This window comes from Pseudoalteromonas sp. (assembly GCF_036960685.1).
GTDB lineage: Bacteria > Pseudomonadota > Gammaproteobacteria > Enterobacterales > Alteromonadaceae > Pseudoalteromonas.
This window is the reverse complement of the sequence record NZ_JBALXK010000026.1, coordinates 24,777-39,768: the sequence shown is the minus strand read 5'-3', so window position 1 is coordinate 39,768 and position 14,992 is coordinate 24,777. Positions and strand designations below refer to the sequence as shown.

At 41.1% G+C, this 14,992-nt stretch carries 16 protein-coding genes; 6 read left to right on the top strand and 10 right to left on the bottom strand.

Translation table 11 applies throughout. The annotated features are described in order from the left end of the window. Positions 1 to 70: 70 nt before the first annotated feature. Together V7783_RS17835 and V7783_RS17830 are read right to left on the bottom strand one after the other, a co-directional pair. Positions 71 to 961 (bottom strand): dienelactone hydrolase family protein, encoded by an 891-nt coding sequence (locus V7783_RS17835; RefSeq protein WP_335679873.1) that lies wholly within the window; start codon positions 959 to 961, stop codon positions 71 to 73. A gap of 120 nt (positions 962 to 1,081) precedes the next feature. After that, positions 1,082 to 1,300 (bottom strand): hypothetical protein, encoded by a 219-nt coding sequence (locus tag V7783_RS17830; RefSeq protein ID WP_064666371.1) that lies wholly within the window; start codon positions 1,298 to 1,300, stop codon positions 1,082 to 1,084. A gap of 212 nt (positions 1,301 to 1,512) precedes the next feature. Between V7783_RS17830 and V7783_RS17825 the strand changes: the two genes are divergently transcribed. From V7783_RS17825 to V7783_RS17810, 4 genes are all read left to right on the top strand, one after another. Beyond that, complete coding sequence (locus V7783_RS17825; RefSeq protein WP_335679872.1) at positions 1,513 to 2,376, top strand: PA4780 family RIO1-like protein kinase; 864 nt, start codon at positions 1,513 to 1,515, stop codon at positions 2,374 to 2,376. A 118-nt stretch (positions 2,377 to 2,494) separates the two neighbouring features. Beyond that, positions 2,495 to 2,827, top strand: coding sequence for a PBPRA1643 family SWIM/SEC-C metal-binding motif protein (locus V7783_RS17820; protein ID WP_064666373.1), 333 nt, complete (start codon positions 2,495 to 2,497; stop codon positions 2,825 to 2,827). 199 nt (positions 2,828 to 3,026) lie between these two features. Further along, positions 3,027 to 3,920 (top strand): GGDEF domain-containing protein, encoded by an 894-nt coding sequence (locus V7783_RS17815; protein ID WP_335679871.1) that lies wholly within the window; start codon positions 3,027 to 3,029, stop codon positions 3,918 to 3,920. A gap of 193 nt (positions 3,921 to 4,113) precedes the next feature. Then, the gene (locus V7783_RS17810; RefSeq protein WP_335679870.1) at positions 4,114 to 4,698 is read left to right on the top strand and encodes a YqaA family protein; all 585 of its coding nucleotides are present in this window, start codon (positions 4,114 to 4,116) and stop codon (positions 4,696 to 4,698) included. A gap of 37 nt (positions 4,699 to 4,735) precedes the next feature. Here the strand turns inward: V7783_RS17810 and V7783_RS17805 are convergent, their stop codons facing one another. Both V7783_RS17805 and V7783_RS17800 read right to left on the bottom strand, forming a co-directional pair. Further along, positions 4,736 to 6,706 (bottom strand): phytase, encoded by a 1,971-nt coding sequence (locus V7783_RS17805; protein WP_335679869.1) that lies wholly within the window; start codon positions 6,704 to 6,706, stop codon positions 4,736 to 4,738. A 230-nt stretch (positions 6,707 to 6,936) separates the two neighbouring features. After that, positions 6,937 to 8,103 carry a hypothetical protein gene (locus V7783_RS17800; RefSeq protein ID WP_335679868.1) on the bottom strand — a complete coding sequence of 389 codons (1,167 nt, stop codon included), beginning with the start codon at positions 8,101 to 8,103 and terminating at the stop codon, positions 6,937 to 6,939. Positions 8,104 to 8,233: 130 nt separating this feature from the next. Between V7783_RS17800 and V7783_RS17795 the strand changes: the two genes are divergently transcribed. Both V7783_RS17795 and V7783_RS17790 read left to right on the top strand, forming a co-directional pair. Continuing rightward, on the top strand, positions 8,234 to 8,698 hold the full coding sequence (locus V7783_RS17795) for a MarR family winged helix-turn-helix transcriptional regulator (protein WP_335679867.1): 465 nt from the start codon (positions 8,234 to 8,236) through the stop codon (positions 8,696 to 8,698). 87 nt (positions 8,699 to 8,785) lie between these two features. Further along, a complete protein-coding gene (locus tag V7783_RS17790; RefSeq protein WP_335679866.1) occupies positions 8,786 to 9,523 on the top strand; it encodes an RIO1 family regulatory kinase/ATPase domain-containing protein in 738 nt (245 codons plus the stop codon). Positions 9,524 to 9,562: 39 nt separating this feature from the next. Here the strand turns inward: V7783_RS17790 and V7783_RS17785 are convergent, their stop codons facing one another. From V7783_RS17785 to V7783_RS17760, 6 genes are all read right to left on the bottom strand, one after another. Then, positions 9,563 to 10,975, bottom strand: coding sequence for a family 43 glycosylhydrolase (locus tag V7783_RS17785; RefSeq protein ID WP_335679865.1), 1,413 nt, complete (start codon positions 10,973 to 10,975; stop codon positions 9,563 to 9,565). A 230-nt stretch (positions 10,976 to 11,205) separates the two neighbouring features. Next, positions 11,206 to 11,676, bottom strand: a complete 471-nt coding sequence (locus tag V7783_RS17780) for a hypothetical protein (RefSeq protein ID WP_335679864.1) — start codon at positions 11,674 to 11,676, stop codon at positions 11,206 to 11,208. Beyond that, the gene (locus V7783_RS17775) at positions 11,676 to 12,818 is read right to left on the bottom strand and encodes a PepSY-associated TM helix domain-containing protein (RefSeq protein WP_335679863.1); all 1,143 of its coding nucleotides are present in this window, start codon (positions 12,816 to 12,818) and stop codon (positions 11,676 to 11,678) included. The genes V7783_RS17780 and V7783_RS17775 overlap by 1 nt, the downstream gene beginning before the upstream one ends. Before the next feature lie 207 nt (positions 12,819 to 13,025). After that, the gene (locus tag V7783_RS17770; RefSeq protein ID WP_335679862.1) at positions 13,026 to 13,862 is read right to left on the bottom strand and encodes a mechanosensitive ion channel family protein; all 837 of its coding nucleotides are present in this window, start codon (positions 13,860 to 13,862) and stop codon (positions 13,026 to 13,028) included. Between the two features lie 40 nt (positions 13,863 to 13,902). After that, entirely contained in the window at positions 13,903 to 14,610 is a 708-nt protein-coding gene (locus tag V7783_RS17765; RefSeq protein WP_335679861.1) for an LrgB family protein, read from the bottom strand. Next, positions 14,603 to 14,989: a CidA/LrgA family protein gene (locus V7783_RS17760; RefSeq protein ID WP_335679860.1), complete on the bottom strand. Its 387-nt coding sequence runs from the start codon at positions 14,987 to 14,989 to the stop codon at positions 14,603 to 14,605. Before V7783_RS17760 ends, V7783_RS17765 begins: the two co-directional genes overlap by 8 nt. Between the last annotated feature and the right edge of the window lie 3 nt (positions 14,990 to 14,992).

The window sequence follows — 14,992 nt, the reverse complement described above, 5'->3', positions numbered from 1 at the left end:
TTTAATGAGTTTAGTAATTGAGAGTGTGGCAGTGCTTAGCTATGTTATGTTACTAAACACTGCGCTGAAGTTATACGAGTTTTTCGTTAAAAAATGCGACCGTGCGTTGCCAAGCAAGCTCAGCATTTTCTTTATCATAGCGTCCGGTTGAATCGTTATGAAAGCCATGATTGGTTTTCGGATACATATGCATTTTATAGTCAACACCGAGGCTTTTTAAGTCACGCTCATAATCGGGCCATGTTGCATTGACGCGCTCATCAAGCTCGGCAAGTTGGATAACTAAGGGGGCTTTAATATTTTTACGCAGTGCTTCGCTGGCAGGAGTGCCGTAAAAGGGCACGCCAGCATTTAACAATGTTGAGTCAACAGCTGCTAAATAATTAACAATGTAGCCGCCAAAACAAAAGCCGACAGCGCCAAGTTTACCGTTACTCTGCGGGTGTGATTTTAAGTAATGTGCAGCAGCGACAAAGTCATTTTGAATTTTTTCTCGATCCATAGAACTTTGCATTGCCCGTCCTTGGTCATCGTTGCCAGGGTAGCCGCCCAGTGGAAATAGCGCATCGGGCGCAAACGCAATAAAGCCTGCTTTAGCTAAACGACGGGCAACATCTTTAATATACGGATTTAAGCCCCGGTTTTCATGGATCACTAAGACCACGGGACGCTTGCCAGTTAACCCTGTAGGCACGACCAAATAACCTTGGCCTTTACCGTGGCCAGCAGGTGAATCAAAGGTTTGGTAAGTGGCTTTAATTGCCTCGTCATTGAACGAGACTTGCTCGGCGAGGGCATAATTTGGTAATAATGCTGATGTTAAAAAGGCCATTGAATAACCAAGCGCGACTAAGCCACCCAGTTTTTTCATAAAGGTACGTCGGTCCATTTTTCCATGGGCGTATTCATCGTACCAATCAAACGCTTCTTGAGGAATGTGATCTGAGTGTGGGTTTTGCATGCCAGCGCCTATATGTTTATGAGAAACTGTTCATAACATAGCTGAGAGAATTTAAAATGTATATTATTGTCTGCTTAGTAACCAATATTGAGCGGGGACAATTTATTTTGCAAAAAATAATTAGCTCACTTCTTGGCCTTGATGCTTTGCGGCTAATTCATCAAGTTCTGCGCAGGTGTAGTCAAATCCTTCGCCATCAAATTGATAGCTTACTTTTACATCAAAACCACCATTAAGTAGTTTTGTTTTTACGCGAGCGATAGGCCAGTGTTTTAATTCGTTTAAAAAACGATTAGCTATTTGAGCCGATTGAAAGTGATAGCGTATTTCTGAATTCATAATAAAGTAAGTATAATTTAGATTATTAACCTCGCAGTTTGTGGATTTAGCTGATTTAGTCAAGTTTTTTGTGCTTTTTACTGTTTGAATAACTCGATTGTGCGGTTATTAGCATTGGTTTTCGTGTGCTTTTGCTTTAACGTAAGGGCCTGTCAAATAAAATAGTTTGCGAGAAGATTAAAAGGTATGCCTAAGTACGGTATAAACGTGTTATGAAAACGCCAAAACAGATTTTACCGTTGATCGAAGACGGTATCGTTGATGAAGTCATCAGCCAGTTAATGAGTGGAAAAGAAGCTTCGGTTTATGTCGTTCGTTGCGGCAATGATATTCGTTGTGCGAAAGTCTATAAAGATGTGCAGCACCGAAGTTTTAAACAAGCTGTAAAATACCAAGAAGGACGCAAAGTACGTAATAGTCGTCGTGGTCGCGCGATGGAGAAAGGTTCTAAGTTTGGCCGTAAAGAACAAGAAAACGTGTGGCAAAATGCAGAAGTGGACGCACTGTTTACATTATCGCGAGTAGGTGTGAAAGTGCCACAGCCTCATGGTTGTTACGATGGTGTGCTGATCATGGATTTAGTCACTGATAATGAAGGCGATGTTGCGCCGCGTTTAAACGATGTTAGTTTAACCGCTGAGCAGGCGATTGAAGATCACGCCACTATGGTGCATTACATTCGTTTAATGTTATGTGCGGGGATTGTGCATGGCGATTTATCTGAATTTAATGTGTTAGTCGACAGCTACGGCCCTGTTGTTATTGATTTACCGCAAGCGGTGAACGCTGCGGCGAATAATAATGCCCAAGAAATGTTTTTACGCGACGTACGCAATATGCGCTTGTATTACGGGCAGTATGCTCCAGAAATACTCGACACCCGTTTTGGTGAAGAGATGTGGGCTTTGTACCAAGCGGGTGAATTAACTCCTGAAACGGTGCTTTACGGTGAGGTTGCTGATGATCATGCTTCAGCTGATGTAGATTCAGTACTTGATGAAATTAAAGCTGCGTTTGAACAAATGCAGGAGAATCAAGAGCGAATAAAGGCCGCACAAGCGCCTGACGAAGATTAGACCTACACTGTAGTCGTGAGATATTAAAGTGGGCGCGCTAACAGCTTAAAACTCTGTTAGACTGCGCAGCCTTTAGCGACTCGCAGTGAGTTGCTTTAAACGACAGTTAGGAACGCCGGTGTCAAAATTTTTCTATCGTGGTAAGCCCGATATCATGGGCAAGCACAATCAAGGTACGTATCAACCTAAACCAAAAGTAAAGCCAGGCAGTGAAGAAAACCCACTGCAATTGTGCGTACCAAGCCATGAACGTGAAAGTGAAATTATCGCTATCTTAACTGCCAATGAGCTGTTCGCAGAGATCACTATTGATAGTGAGCTTGCTGAAAACATCGCGCCATTAGAGATAGTGTTGAATAAACCCGTTACCCAAGTTTTTGCAAAAACGCCACAACGTAACGATCCTTGTCTATGTGGTAGCAATAAAAAATACAAAAAATGTTGTGGCTAAGCTACTACACCCAAATCACCTCAAGATGCAGAATTCAGGGTTTCACAGGGGGTTACTGTTGAGCATTACTATTGCAAGAATAGCAGCCCCTTTTAAGAAGTAACAACGATTTTTGGGTATAACACCGTGCAGCATATGTTCATATGTTTGTGCTAAGGTTAGCCATTATAGATGATAATTTAAGCACTGATAATTGCGTATGGCATACTGTGAAAGTGATTTTAATCAACAACTTGAAAGAAAGTGGTTACAGCGGGCGTTTTCGTCGATGTTTATACTTTCACTGATGTTGATTGTTGTTTTGTATTGTACTTTTTTACCTGATCTTGATGAGCATATATTTTTAAATGGTGTACTCACCGACGCTATAAACTTTTTAATTGTTGTGGCTATTTTCGTGATCGTGCAAAAAGCCAATCTGTCGACGACGGCTTATGTCTACTTAAGTATCGGCTTGACGTTTTGGACCGCAGGATTAACCTTTGATCTACTCGATGAAATTTTAACTCAGCCGTTATTTATCGGTATTTATGTTGAAGATATTTTGCGTACTGCGGGAATGTTGCTTACCTGCTATGGTCTCAAATTAACAATGGCCGACTTACGGAACACTCAGCAATGTTTATCAAAAGAGTTGACCACTGATTACTTAACAAAAATAGCAAATCGACGGTTTTTTTATCAGCACATACAGCAAGTTAATGACCCGCGGTTTACCCTGATTATTATTGATATCGACTTTTTTAAATCAATTAATGATGACTTTGGCCATGATGTGGGTGACAAAGTGCTTACTGAACTTGCTGTGTTATATGGCAACGCACTTAGCCATGAGTGTGTATTTGCACGCCTTGGAGGAGAGGAGTTTGCTGTGTATGTGCCTGATGATAATCAACAATATGCTATCGACCTCAGTCAGCAGTTACTCGCAATTGCACGAACTATTGAGCTGAACAAACAGCGTAATGTAACAGTTAGTATTGGGGTGTCCTTTAAAGGAGCTGATGAGTCGCTCGCTGAAGTACTTAAGCGTGCAGACCAAGCGTTATACAAAGCTAAAAACAGCGGACGAAACAAATATAGCCTTGCTTAATATCTAAGCAATTGATTATAGTAAAATTTACACTCTTGACTGGGGTTTTTACAGCCTTAGTCACATCAGCCCTCCTGTTAATTATCTTTTATAAATAAAAAACTTTATGAAACAATGCGTTAATTTAACAGGTAGGACTGGTATTGAGTTTGCAACGTATCGATAAGATCAACTTCTTTCCCAAGGTATTAGCATGGCTGTTATAAACCGCTTAAAGCAAAAAACACGACAAATGATTGATTCAAAACATATGTTAACCAGCATAACGGCGGCCTCATTTTTAGAATCAACGATCGTCCCAATCCCCCTTGAAGCGGTACTTGTGCCTTTGATGCAGGCGCGTCGTGATAAGCTTTGGCTGATTGCTTTAATGGCTACCATAGGTTGTATAATTGGCGCGTTATTTGGTTATACGCTAGGGTATTATTTGTTTGATGCGGTAGGTGATTGGGTGATCAATAGTTTCTCAACACCTGAGCAATTTGAACAAGTCACAGAGCAAATGCAGCAACAAGGCTTTTGGTTTGTTATGACCCTAGGCATTGTGCCCATTCCATTTCAAATTGCGATGTTAGCTGCTGGTGCAACTAAATATTCGCTGGTGATGTTTTTGATTGCCACCACCATCGCGCGTTCAATCCGTTATTTTGGTTTAGCGCTGGTGGTGTATTTTGCCGGTAATCAAGCTGAGCGAATTATTAAAAAACATAAAACCAAAGCGATGATTGGCTTAACAATATTAGTATTACTCATTTGGTGGTTAACAACTCTGATATAGCCGCTAAAAAGCGGCTATATTGGGTATAACAGCCAGTTTATTGGCTTGAGCCATGTATAAGATCATGTACTTGGCGCCAATCAACCAGTTTAAAGTTTTGTGGTTGTTGTGGCATGCGGTTATAACCGTCTTGTACTATTAACACGCCAAGCGGGTAACCCGGCAGCGATTTGGCGGTAACCGTTAACCCATCGGTTTCTGATACGCCATCAATACCTTGGGCTATATTGGCGATAATATTAAACTTGCTGGTAAATTCAAGGGTAGGGTGATTTTCACCTTGGTTGATCCGATACACTACATAGCTGTTATCACCTTGGCTTGATACCACTAATAAGCGCTCATTTTCACCTTGATAAATTTCCATGCCTTCTACATCATCAATCAACATTTCATTAATTGATTGCAATAAAATCGGCGCTTGTTGTGAATCGGGCTCGGCATCAATAAACCAAATACCGGCATCTTCTTCACCGGCAAAAAGTTCGCCGTTTTTATCATCACTACTACAGCCTTCAGGTTGACTCGGTAGATTAAATTCACGTACCAGTTCGCCTGCAACTTTTTGCTGTTGGTTAGTAATTTTGTACTGCTGATATAGCCCTGATTTATCATTTACAAAGACATAATTACCGGAGTGCGATGAGTACATACATAAGCCATAAATTTCACTTAAATTTGTAGCCACATCGCCTAGCAGTTGTACGTTATTTTGCAGATCGACGGTGAATAAGCTAATGCTATTTTCGCTGCGATTACTGGCTGCTATCAAGGTCTGAGTGGGGTTATCTATATTACTATTTTGACGAACATCAACATTATTAACTCTGCCAACTTCCAGCGCTTGAGTTTGCTCTCCCGCTAAGTTGTATACCATTAGGCCGCGGCGTTTATCGGTGCCTAGCACTAAGCTCTTGCTGGCATCTGTTGGGTGCACCCAAATAGCAGGGTCATCTGCGGCATCGCCAAAGGCAGCAACAGGTGTAGTTTGCATATTTGCATATACGTGTGCTGTTTTTGCCACGGTGTTAGTTGTGTGGCTACTCAGTGGAGCTAGGCTAAGTTGGCTACTGAAGTACGCGCCAGTTTCATCATCATAGATAATGACTTGTGTATCAGCTGGTTTATTCGTCACGGCTACAGAAGCGATACTTTGCTCACCAGCTAACTGCCATTTTTGCTTCAAGTTGTGTTCGGTATGGTATCTATAAAGGCTATTATCGCTGCTGGTGGTAAACCATAAACTGCCATCTGCGCTGGTGGTTAATGCGCCAATACCACTGGCAAGCTCTCCAAATGGCGAAACCATGGCGACAGGGTGTTTAGCTGCGGTTGACTCTGCATTGGCATTCATTTGCCAAATTCCCAGCTCTTCTTCACTGATAAAGAGTTGTTGGCTTGTATCATTTACCGCACAGCCAGATGCTTCATTGACCGCAGCAAACTCTCTTACGGCAATATTAGCGGTTTGCCCTGTGGCAAAGTTATACACTAAGGTTTCTGTCATTAAGCCACGCACATCAGCTACAAACGCTGAGATACTGCCTGTATCATGATTGTTAAATAGGCATACCGCGTCTGGTTGCGCTTGTGGGACGACAATTGCTGGGTGCGCTATTAGTTGCCAATTACCGTTATTGTTTGCAAGGGTGAATAACGCAACCTGGTCATGCTCGTTATCAATACTAGCCACTAAAAAAGTATTATCGGCAATAGTGCGTACTGACAAAGTTTCAAAATTACCCGCTTTAACAACCTCACTGTGATGGCCATTTTTTGAAACGACAATAAGGCCTTGGCTTTCACTTGCCAGTAACCAGGTATCGCCAACAAGCCAAGCGGCTTGTGAGCCTTGAATATTATTTTGTTGCCAAAATGGCGTGCTGCTGAACTGGGGCGCAGTTTGCTCAGAGGAAGAGGAGTGAACATCTTGGCTGCTGCAAGCGCCTAATGTTGCTGTGAGTGTAAATATGCTCAATACATAAGCAAGTGGTTTTAGTGTTGGCACAAATAAAGTCCTAAGTTAGCCAGATATGCGATGCAAGCTAAATAACTTTTATGACAACGCCGTGACAAAACTAAGACTTTCACCACGGGCATTAAATTAATTAATTTTATCTAATGTTACCATAAAGTAGTGTAAATAATTGTTTTAATGTCATTTATGATAAATTCCGTAAGCGGTTATTCGCTCTTTTACCTTTAAACTACAGGCTGAGCTGATTTGACCCTAAGCCATTATTTTTCTGTGATAGTGGTGGTAACTTGTGATTTAAGTTGTGCTAAAGCAACTAGTACAGAGCGCTGCCAAATTGCTTTAAACGCTTTACAAAATAAATATAAAAACAGTAAAGGCATTAAAAATAATTTGATGATCAGCAATGAAACTAAGTTTAAAAATTCAATAAATAAGCCCTCTAAAGAATCAGCCATCTCAGCAATACCACTGCTCACGGTGTCCACGACTTTGCTAATTAAATTACCTGAATTACCGGTAAGTTGGTCATTATAATCATGCAGGAGTTGATGTTGCTGATTTTTTTGCTGATATAGCGCCGCCAACTGGTTGTTAATAGACGCTTGTAGTTGTCTTAAATCTCGCTGTTTTTTAAGCAGGGGCTTGGCTTGTGGCAGCTCTGTTAAGGTAAGTTTTTCGGTTAAACTGCGGGTTGTTTGAATTGCCTCAATTTTCTTATCCAATTCATCAAGTTGTTGTTTATTATCTGCAATAACGGCCTTTAATTGCTGTTGTTGGACAGCAATGAGCTCAAGCTCATCTAGACTCGTTTGTTTTTGACTATTAATTTTTGCGCTTAATTGCGCTGATAATGCAGACGTTGTGTTTGCTTTCGCGCTGAGAGTTTCGACGGTATTTTCAACATATTGATTTTGAGAATTAATCTCTTCATCTAAGAATGCTTGGCTGGCAAGACCGGTTGATAACACCACCAGTGGAATTAAAAACCGCACTAAAATGAGGCTGGCGAGTAATTTACCTGCTAGCTGTTTGCAATACCCAAAGTGATCACAAAGCACATAGCCAATAGCGCTTACGGTAAACAAACTACTAAAAAAGAAGCCTGATGAAATCGTAAATAATATTCGTTGGATAAAGAGTGAGCCTAATGACATACGCATTGCATCGGCAATGTATTCAGCTAAGTCGTTAACAGGATCAAGCAGTTGTGCTGGTGCAATACTGGCTATGCCAATGCCCACTTCAGCCGATTGCAATAATGAAATAATTCCATTAACGCTGCGAGCAGAGGCGTACACGAGTGACGATTGTACTAAGGCTTGATCAAGAAACGCCATTATGTAGCCGTTAAATTGCACTAACCAGCAAAGCACTATGAGTATAAGTATGGCAATATACTTGATAATATCTTGTTGTTTGCGTTGCATGTATTCCTCGTTAACGTCGGTCAGCTTGCTTACGCTACACTAGTTAAGTGTAATTAAGCAATTATGTAAGATTGAATTATTTTAGTAATTAACGGTCTATCAATGACTTTAAATGCTGTGTTGAGAATTTATGAAAGAACCCGCTTCACTTGGACAATGTTGTATTGATGACCTTGATCCTGTTCAGGATCTTGGCCGATTAGTGTCTTATTTACGATCGAATTTAGTAATGCACCTAGATGCCGATCTGATGCCAATGGATTTAACGTCAGCGCAGTACATTGTTGTGGTATTACTTGCTCGCGGTAAGGTGAATACCTTAGCTCAGTTGTGCGAACACATGGTGTATGACCGCGGTGCAATGAGCCGTTTGCTGTCACGTTTAGAGGAAAAGGGCTTAGTTGCTAAGCAACAATCCGCGGAAGATCGCCGCTCTACGTTACTCTGTTTGACCGAAAAAGGTCAACAGCTTTACCCTGAAATTTTGCCTATCGTAAATAATATTTACCGCACAGCTTTAATCGACTTTTCTGACGATGAAAAGGCACAGTTAGCAAGTTTGTTGTTTAGAGCAATTCATAATTTAAAATCGTAAATTGATCTAACAGTTAGATTGCTGTGAATTTTGAGGTTTGATAATATAGTTGCCTAGGCACTTATATTTAATGGAGCTCAGGACGTTATGATCGAAGCGACTTTATTACATCAGCTACAACAGCAATTTCCTGATCATCAATTTACAGTTAATAACTTAAAGGTTATGCACAGGGGTCGTTTTGCTAACGCTATTGTGTACCGTTATACCGACTTGCAGGTTGATTTAGTGATCAAAGATTTTCAACATAGCCCTTGGTGGGTGAGAAAAACCTTTGCACCTTTATCGGTGAATCAAGAATATAAAGGGTTGGCCCGTTTAGCTGGTATACCCGGTGTGAGTGGGCGATTTTTGCGATTATCGCCGATTGCAGTTGCCTATGATTATATTGAAGGCACGCCACTTAAGCAGTTAGTACAGCAAAATAAAGTCTTACCTGTGAGCTTTTTCAAAGACTTTGAGCGACAGGTTGCTTTAATGCATCGTCGCGGGTTGGTGCATCTGGATTTACGTAATTTGGGTAATGTATTATGCAGCCGTGATGGTAAACCGTATATCATCGATTTTCAGTCAACGATACGTTATGCGCGCTTTCCTCGCTGGTTACAACGATTTATGCGTGGTGCAGATATGTCGGGTGTGTATAAAGCATGGGCTAAGTTATCTGAGCAACCGCTACCTGATGCGAAAGCTGATTATTTAAGTAACTTTAACCATGTAAGAAAGCGTTGGATTTTCAGAGGTTACCCGCTACATCGTACTTATGTGTGGGGCTGTGGGGTGGCTACGCAAATTGCTTCAGCGATTATGGAACGGTTTTTATAAAAGCGCGTAAACGCGCTTTATAAAAGTTACTAGGTTGGCTTAAAATTTTGGCCAGCCGTTTGAGTCCCAATTTAATGTGCTGATCAGTAGTTTTGGCACACCGTTGTCACCGCCGTCATAAGCATGGCGAACCATTACATCTGTATTGAGAATATCTTGTCCGCCAGGGCCTGCCCATTGACTGTTACCAGCATCTAAAATACTGCCACCAGCGGAGAGCATGTTGTTGCCATTTTTGTCCAAGTAAGGGCCACGAATATCGCTAGCGCGTCCGTACGCAATACGATAGGTACTATCGGTTCCTGCACAGCACACACCTACAGAAACAAATAAATAGTAATAACCTTGGCGATAAACAATAGTTGGGGCTTCAATCCCGCCAGAGCGACTTGCTAATGAATAGAGCTGGCCAAAGGGTTTCATGGTGATCGGATTAATACGCATTAGTTTGATGCCAGAATTCCATGAGCCGAAAACTAACCATGGTGCACCATCTTTTGCGACGACTAAGTCAGGGTCAATGGCATTGTAGTTATTGCTGTTAGTGGTATTAATCACTAAACCATCATCTCGCCAGCTACCAGCTGACACGCTTGTGGCTGACGTTAAGCCAATCGCTGAAACACGTGAGCCAAAGGTGGATATCGAATAATAAAGCCAGCTACGACCATTGTAGCTTTTAAGCTCCGGTGCCCAGACATCGATACCGTCATGTTCTGGCACGTAGTTAGCCCACCAGTTTAAACCATTGGGGAAAATCGCTGCTGCATCATTCCAGGCAACCCCATCACTTGACCATTTTCCGGCGATGCCAGGGCCAGTTTGAAATACCCACCACGTGCCATTTTCATAACTTATGGTTGGATCATGAGTTACTAAACTGCCTGTTAATGGCCAATGATCTGTTGCGCCATTAGTGGTTGAAGGATCAAAAGGTGCAGACTCTACGTTAGCGAGCTTGTTGAGTTGCCAAAGCTGTGCATCACTTCCATTGTAGGCCCATTGGCTGATGTTAGCGCCATCGTTGCCGTTAAATTCAAACAAATCGAGCGCTTTGCCGCTATTGGCATTAATGAAGCTAACGTAACCACTGCCATTGTCATTGATTTGCCAATGCTGGGTGGCAACACCTGAGTATTCATATTGTGCGACATTAGCGCCATCAGCCGTAGACCAGTCATATACTTCCATGGCTTTACCACTGTTTAGGTTGATCACTGAGTAGTTATTGCCGCCAACGTTAGTAATGATCCAGCGTTGAGTATTATTTTGATTTGCAGCCCACTGACTTATATTTGCGCCATCACTGGTTTGTGCGCTAGTAACTTCGACAAGTTTAGCACTGTATTTTGATTGAATAGTGTAAACACCATTATCAATTGCATAAGCACCATTAGCACAAAAACCAACGGCTATAAATGCAGCGGCTATTCCTTTATTGGAAAATATCATTGTGTCTCCAAATTATTGTGTGTGGATTGTAGTGTTAGCGAAGGAAGATAATTACCACCTCGCCATTTATAATACTTTATTATATTAATACATTTGTAAAGGTTTTGTTTTTGTGATGTTTAATAAAAGTTAAAAAATAGTGATTTAGGCTGATTTTTATAGGCGAAAATTGACGATGAGTAACGTTAAGGGGAGGGGAAGCTTAGGGCAAGGCACCCTAAGCTAGCTGATTATTGTTGTATTAACTGGCTTGGGATTGACCAGTGTTGAACGAGTTCTTTTCCTTGCCAAGTTTGAATGGTAACCCACAGCTTGTCATCTTTGCTGATGGTTGAAGACGCTACTGCATGGGCGTGTTGTCCGTGATTGGTACCGTGCATAATACCTTCATCCCCTTTTGCAAACTCACTCAGCGGCAAAGGTTGTGGACCTATATTTAAATAAGCTTGGCGAATGTTACTGATTTCACCTTGGTTAAACGCTAAAAAGAAATCTTTCACATATTCGTTATGGTGTGAGTAGGGTTGTTCCATATTTAGTGGCATCGGCGCTATTTTAAATTCACCCACTGTTTGCTCTTGCCATAAATCTGGGAATGTTGGGTTTAATGCCTGATAAATATAGATGCAAGGTAACACCAAAATCAGTGCATTAAGTAAATACTTGTTATGTTGCCACCAGGTTTTTTGTAAGCGTGCCATTAGTTAGCCTCCGCAGTATCGTTAATTGTCACAGGGCTTGGTTTTTGTACTTTAACAAGTTTTTTTGAATACATCATAAAGCCGGTGATTGACATACCACTTAAAATTACGCCAAATAGGAACCAAATTATTTTGGTCCAGATACCACCAATTGTGCCGTAATGTAATGGATCTGCAATATGTGACAGAGTTTGTAACGTGCTCATGGTTTCTGGGCTTTTACTCGTTGCGATTTCACCTGTCCACGGGTTCACTGATGTCGAATATGAATAGCCATCATAAAAAATAGTATCACCGGCACCCATGATGCTATACATACCGCGGTTATGCTCAGGAAGCATGATGTATGTAGGAGTAAACTCACTAAACTGGTTTTTAGTAATCGTAATTGCACTGTCTAAATCAATTGCTGTTGCAGTACTTGCACTTGGTAATTGGGCTTCACTAACTATTGGCGGATGTTCTTCAATATCAATTTCGTTATGCCACATAAGAGCTTGAGCTAAATACCACAGCCCAGTTAAACTCATAATCGCCATAAACCAAATAGACCAAACACCGCCCATTGTATGTAAATCTTTTAATAACGTTTTACTGCCTTGATTAAAGCGGATTTTAGGTTGAATGAAAGCACGCCAAAAGCTTTTATAAATTATTAAGCCAGTTACTAAGGCACCCAAAGTCACAAATGCCATGGCACTGACAAGATAGTAGCCAACGCTATAGCCTTCTTGCCATGGAAAATATAACCAGCTGTGTAAAGTACGCATAAACTCGATGAATGAAGTGGTTTGATAGACCGCTTGTACTTCACCTGTGTATTGATTTACATAGGCTGTAGCATATGGTTTATCAGTATCAGTAAAAATAATTGCATTGACTAAATAAGGCTCGTAACTAACAACACTCATTACATCAGCAGTTGGATATTTGCTTGTTAAGCTGTCAATAAGCGTTTGCTTAGATTGTTCAGGTAAGTTATCAGGATTACTTGCACGCGCTTGCGAATTGGTTAGCCACGTTAATTCGTGGCTGATCACCGAAATAGTGCCTGTTACACAAATAAAACAGAATAAAACCCACACTGGTAGCGAGAACCAGCCATGTAATTGAAACCAAAATCGCTTACTTAGTTTTGCCATCATTAACCTTTATGGAAATAACACTCGTTATCGTTAGTGTTGTGTTTGAGTCATTGTACTATTAATTTATAGCCAATTTCAATTTATCAATTAAGGCTTTAAAACCAGTGACAACAAAGGGAGGGAATTGAATGGTAATCTGTTTAGTACAGTGACTGCTGGTGTAACAATAAGAGAGCCTGAGCCCTCTTATTGTTACTTGTTTATTTAGCTATCAAGCTCTTGCTTATTAATAGTAATAACGCGTTGCGGAAATGGGATTTCAATATCCGCGCCTTGAATAGCACTATAAACCCCGCCGTTAATGGCAAGTTTAGTTTCGATAATCTTAGTAGTGGGCACCCAGTAGCGGTAACTGATAGTCACGCCACTATCAGCAAAGCGTTCAATACCAACTTGTGCAAGAGGCTCATCAGCAACTAATTCATGCACTTTTAAAACCTCTTCTATGAGTTCTATGGCATGCTGTGCATTGGCATTGTAGGCAATATCAATCTCACCTTTGACGAGCGAATAGTTAAACGAGTTATGCAATATTTCGCCAACGATATGTTTATTGGGAATGGTTATTTCTACTTTTTCTTCGTTAATCAAAATGGTGTAGCCCAGTTCGATGGTTTTGACTTGTCCACTGACGTTTTTAACTTCAATAGTATCGCCGACAATAAATGGTCGAGTAGCAATAATGGCAAGACCAGCGCCATAGTTTGATAGCATGCCTTGCAGTGCTAAACCAGCACCAAGCGATGCAGCACCAATTGCAGCGACGAATGGGGTAACGCTCACGCCTATTTTCCCCAGCGCGATAATTACGAACATGATGATCAGCAATACTTTCACTACATTACTGACAAAGTTGGTGAGGGTGATATCGATATTATTGCGTGCCATTAATGCGGCGACCATTTTCGATATTTTTTGTGCTACCCATAAACCAAAAATCAAAATGAGTAATGCGCCGACTAGCTGCATACTGTATTTAACAAGGTACTCGCTGATCATGGTGTAATATTTTTCGACTTGTTGTATTTCTGAACTGATCATCACATGGCCATAAATAATTTGCTTGAAGTATTACTGCGTATCATAGCAGAGCTTGACTTAAAAATGGATAAAGTAACGGCACGATTAACGCTGTTAGTAATGCGCTTAATGCCATCGCCACAGACGCAAATGCGCCAATGCGTGGATGCTCAACAAGTGCAGCAGCAGTGCCAATGGCATGAAACGCCGTACCAATTGCTACACCTTGTGCCTGATGATTATAAACTCCCACTAAGCGTAAAATAAGTAAGGCGAATAAAGCACCTAGTAAGCCGATAAAAATCACCATCGCTGCTGCTAATGAAGCAATGCCACCAAGCGAATCGGTAACGAGTAGTGTGATAGGCGTGGTAACTGATAACGCAGCAACTGAAGCAGCCAATTGTGGTTCAACCGAAAATGCCCAGCTAAGTAGTGTGGCAATAAAAGTGGCATTGATAATACCTAAAGTACAGCTGCCGACGATTAGTAAAAAGTTTTTTCGGACATGCACAAATTGTTGATACAACGGCAGTGCCAAAGCAACAATTGCAGGCTCTAACAAGCTACTTAATAGCTGACTATGTGTGGCAAATTGCTTATAGGGAAGTTTTAAACTGATTAATACAAAGCCAATCAATGCAATCGTAATAAAAACAGGATTAGTTAATGCTTTACATAAAGGGTTGGTGATCGATGCATTGAGTTTTTTGAGCCCCAGAAACACCGAAATAATAACAGGAATACTTAACCACCAAAGCTCAATCATGTTCAACCCGACCTTTAAAAGTGCAAATCAGCGTGGCAATCAGTAATAAGCTAGTTAATGGCACTAAAATGATCACGGCACTTAAAAACTGCCATTGTTGAGCAATGATGCCAAGATGTTCAATAAAGCCGACCCCTGCGGGAATGAAAAACAGCGGCATAAAATTTAATAAAGGTTTAGCACAAGGTGCCAGATGATGTTCTTTAACAACCTTAGTTAACAATAAAGTAAGCAGTATGAGCATGGCTAATAAAGGAGCTGGAAAACTGCCTTGCAGCCAATACATAATTATTTTTGCAACCGCTAAGCAGCCCAAAATTAACGAGCTACTAAGCAAATAGGGGAACAGTTTTTTTAGCACAGTGGTTTGCGTATCCATTGA

Bases quoted from the DNA above. Each gene is read 5' to 3' on its own strand.
- V7783_RS17835 (WP_335679873.1), bottom strand. From the start codon at position 961: ATGCAAAACCCACACTCAGATCACATTCCTCAAGAAGCGTTTGATTGG.
- V7783_RS17830 (WP_064666371.1), bottom strand. From the start codon at position 1,300: ATGAATTCAGAAATACGCTATCACTTTCAATCGGCTCAAATAGCTAAT.
- V7783_RS17825 (WP_335679872.1), top strand. From the start codon at position 1,513: ATGAAAACGCCAAAACAGATTTTACCGTTGATCGAAGACGGTATCGTT.
- V7783_RS17815 (WP_335679871.1), top strand. From the start codon at position 3,027: ATGGCATACTGTGAAAGTGATTTTAATCAACAACTTGAAAGAAAGTGG.
- V7783_RS17810 (WP_335679870.1), top strand. From the start codon at position 4,114: ATGGCTGTTATAAACCGCTTAAAGCAAAAAACACGACAAATGATTGAT.
- V7783_RS17800 (WP_335679868.1), bottom strand. From the start codon at position 8,103: ATGCAACGCAAACAACAAGATATTATCAAGTATATTGCCATACTTATA.
- V7783_RS17795 (WP_335679867.1), top strand. From the start codon at position 8,234: ATGAAAGAACCCGCTTCACTTGGACAATGTTGTATTGATGACCTTGAT.
- V7783_RS17790 (WP_335679866.1), top strand. From the start codon at position 8,786: ATGATCGAAGCGACTTTATTACATCAGCTACAACAGCAATTTCCTGAT.
- V7783_RS17785 (WP_335679865.1), bottom strand. From the start codon at position 10,975: ATGATATTTTCCAATAAAGGAATAGCCGCTGCATTTATAGCCGTTGGT.
- V7783_RS17780 (WP_335679864.1), bottom strand. From the start codon at position 11,676: ATGGCACGCTTACAAAAAACCTGGTGGCAACATAACAAGTATTTACTT.
- V7783_RS17775 (WP_335679863.1), bottom strand. From the start codon at position 12,818: ATGGCAAAACTAAGTAAGCGATTTTGGTTTCAATTACATGGCTGGTTC.
- V7783_RS17770 (WP_335679862.1), bottom strand. From the start codon at position 13,862: ATGATCAGTTCAGAAATACAACAAGTCGAAAAATATTACACCATGATC.
- V7783_RS17765 (WP_335679861.1), bottom strand. From the start codon at position 14,610: ATGATTGAGCTTTGGTGGTTAAGTATTCCTGTTATTATTTCGGTGTTT.
- V7783_RS17760 (WP_335679860.1), bottom strand. From the start codon at position 14,989: ATGGATACGCAAACCACTGTGCTAAAAAAACTGTTCCCCTATTTGCTT.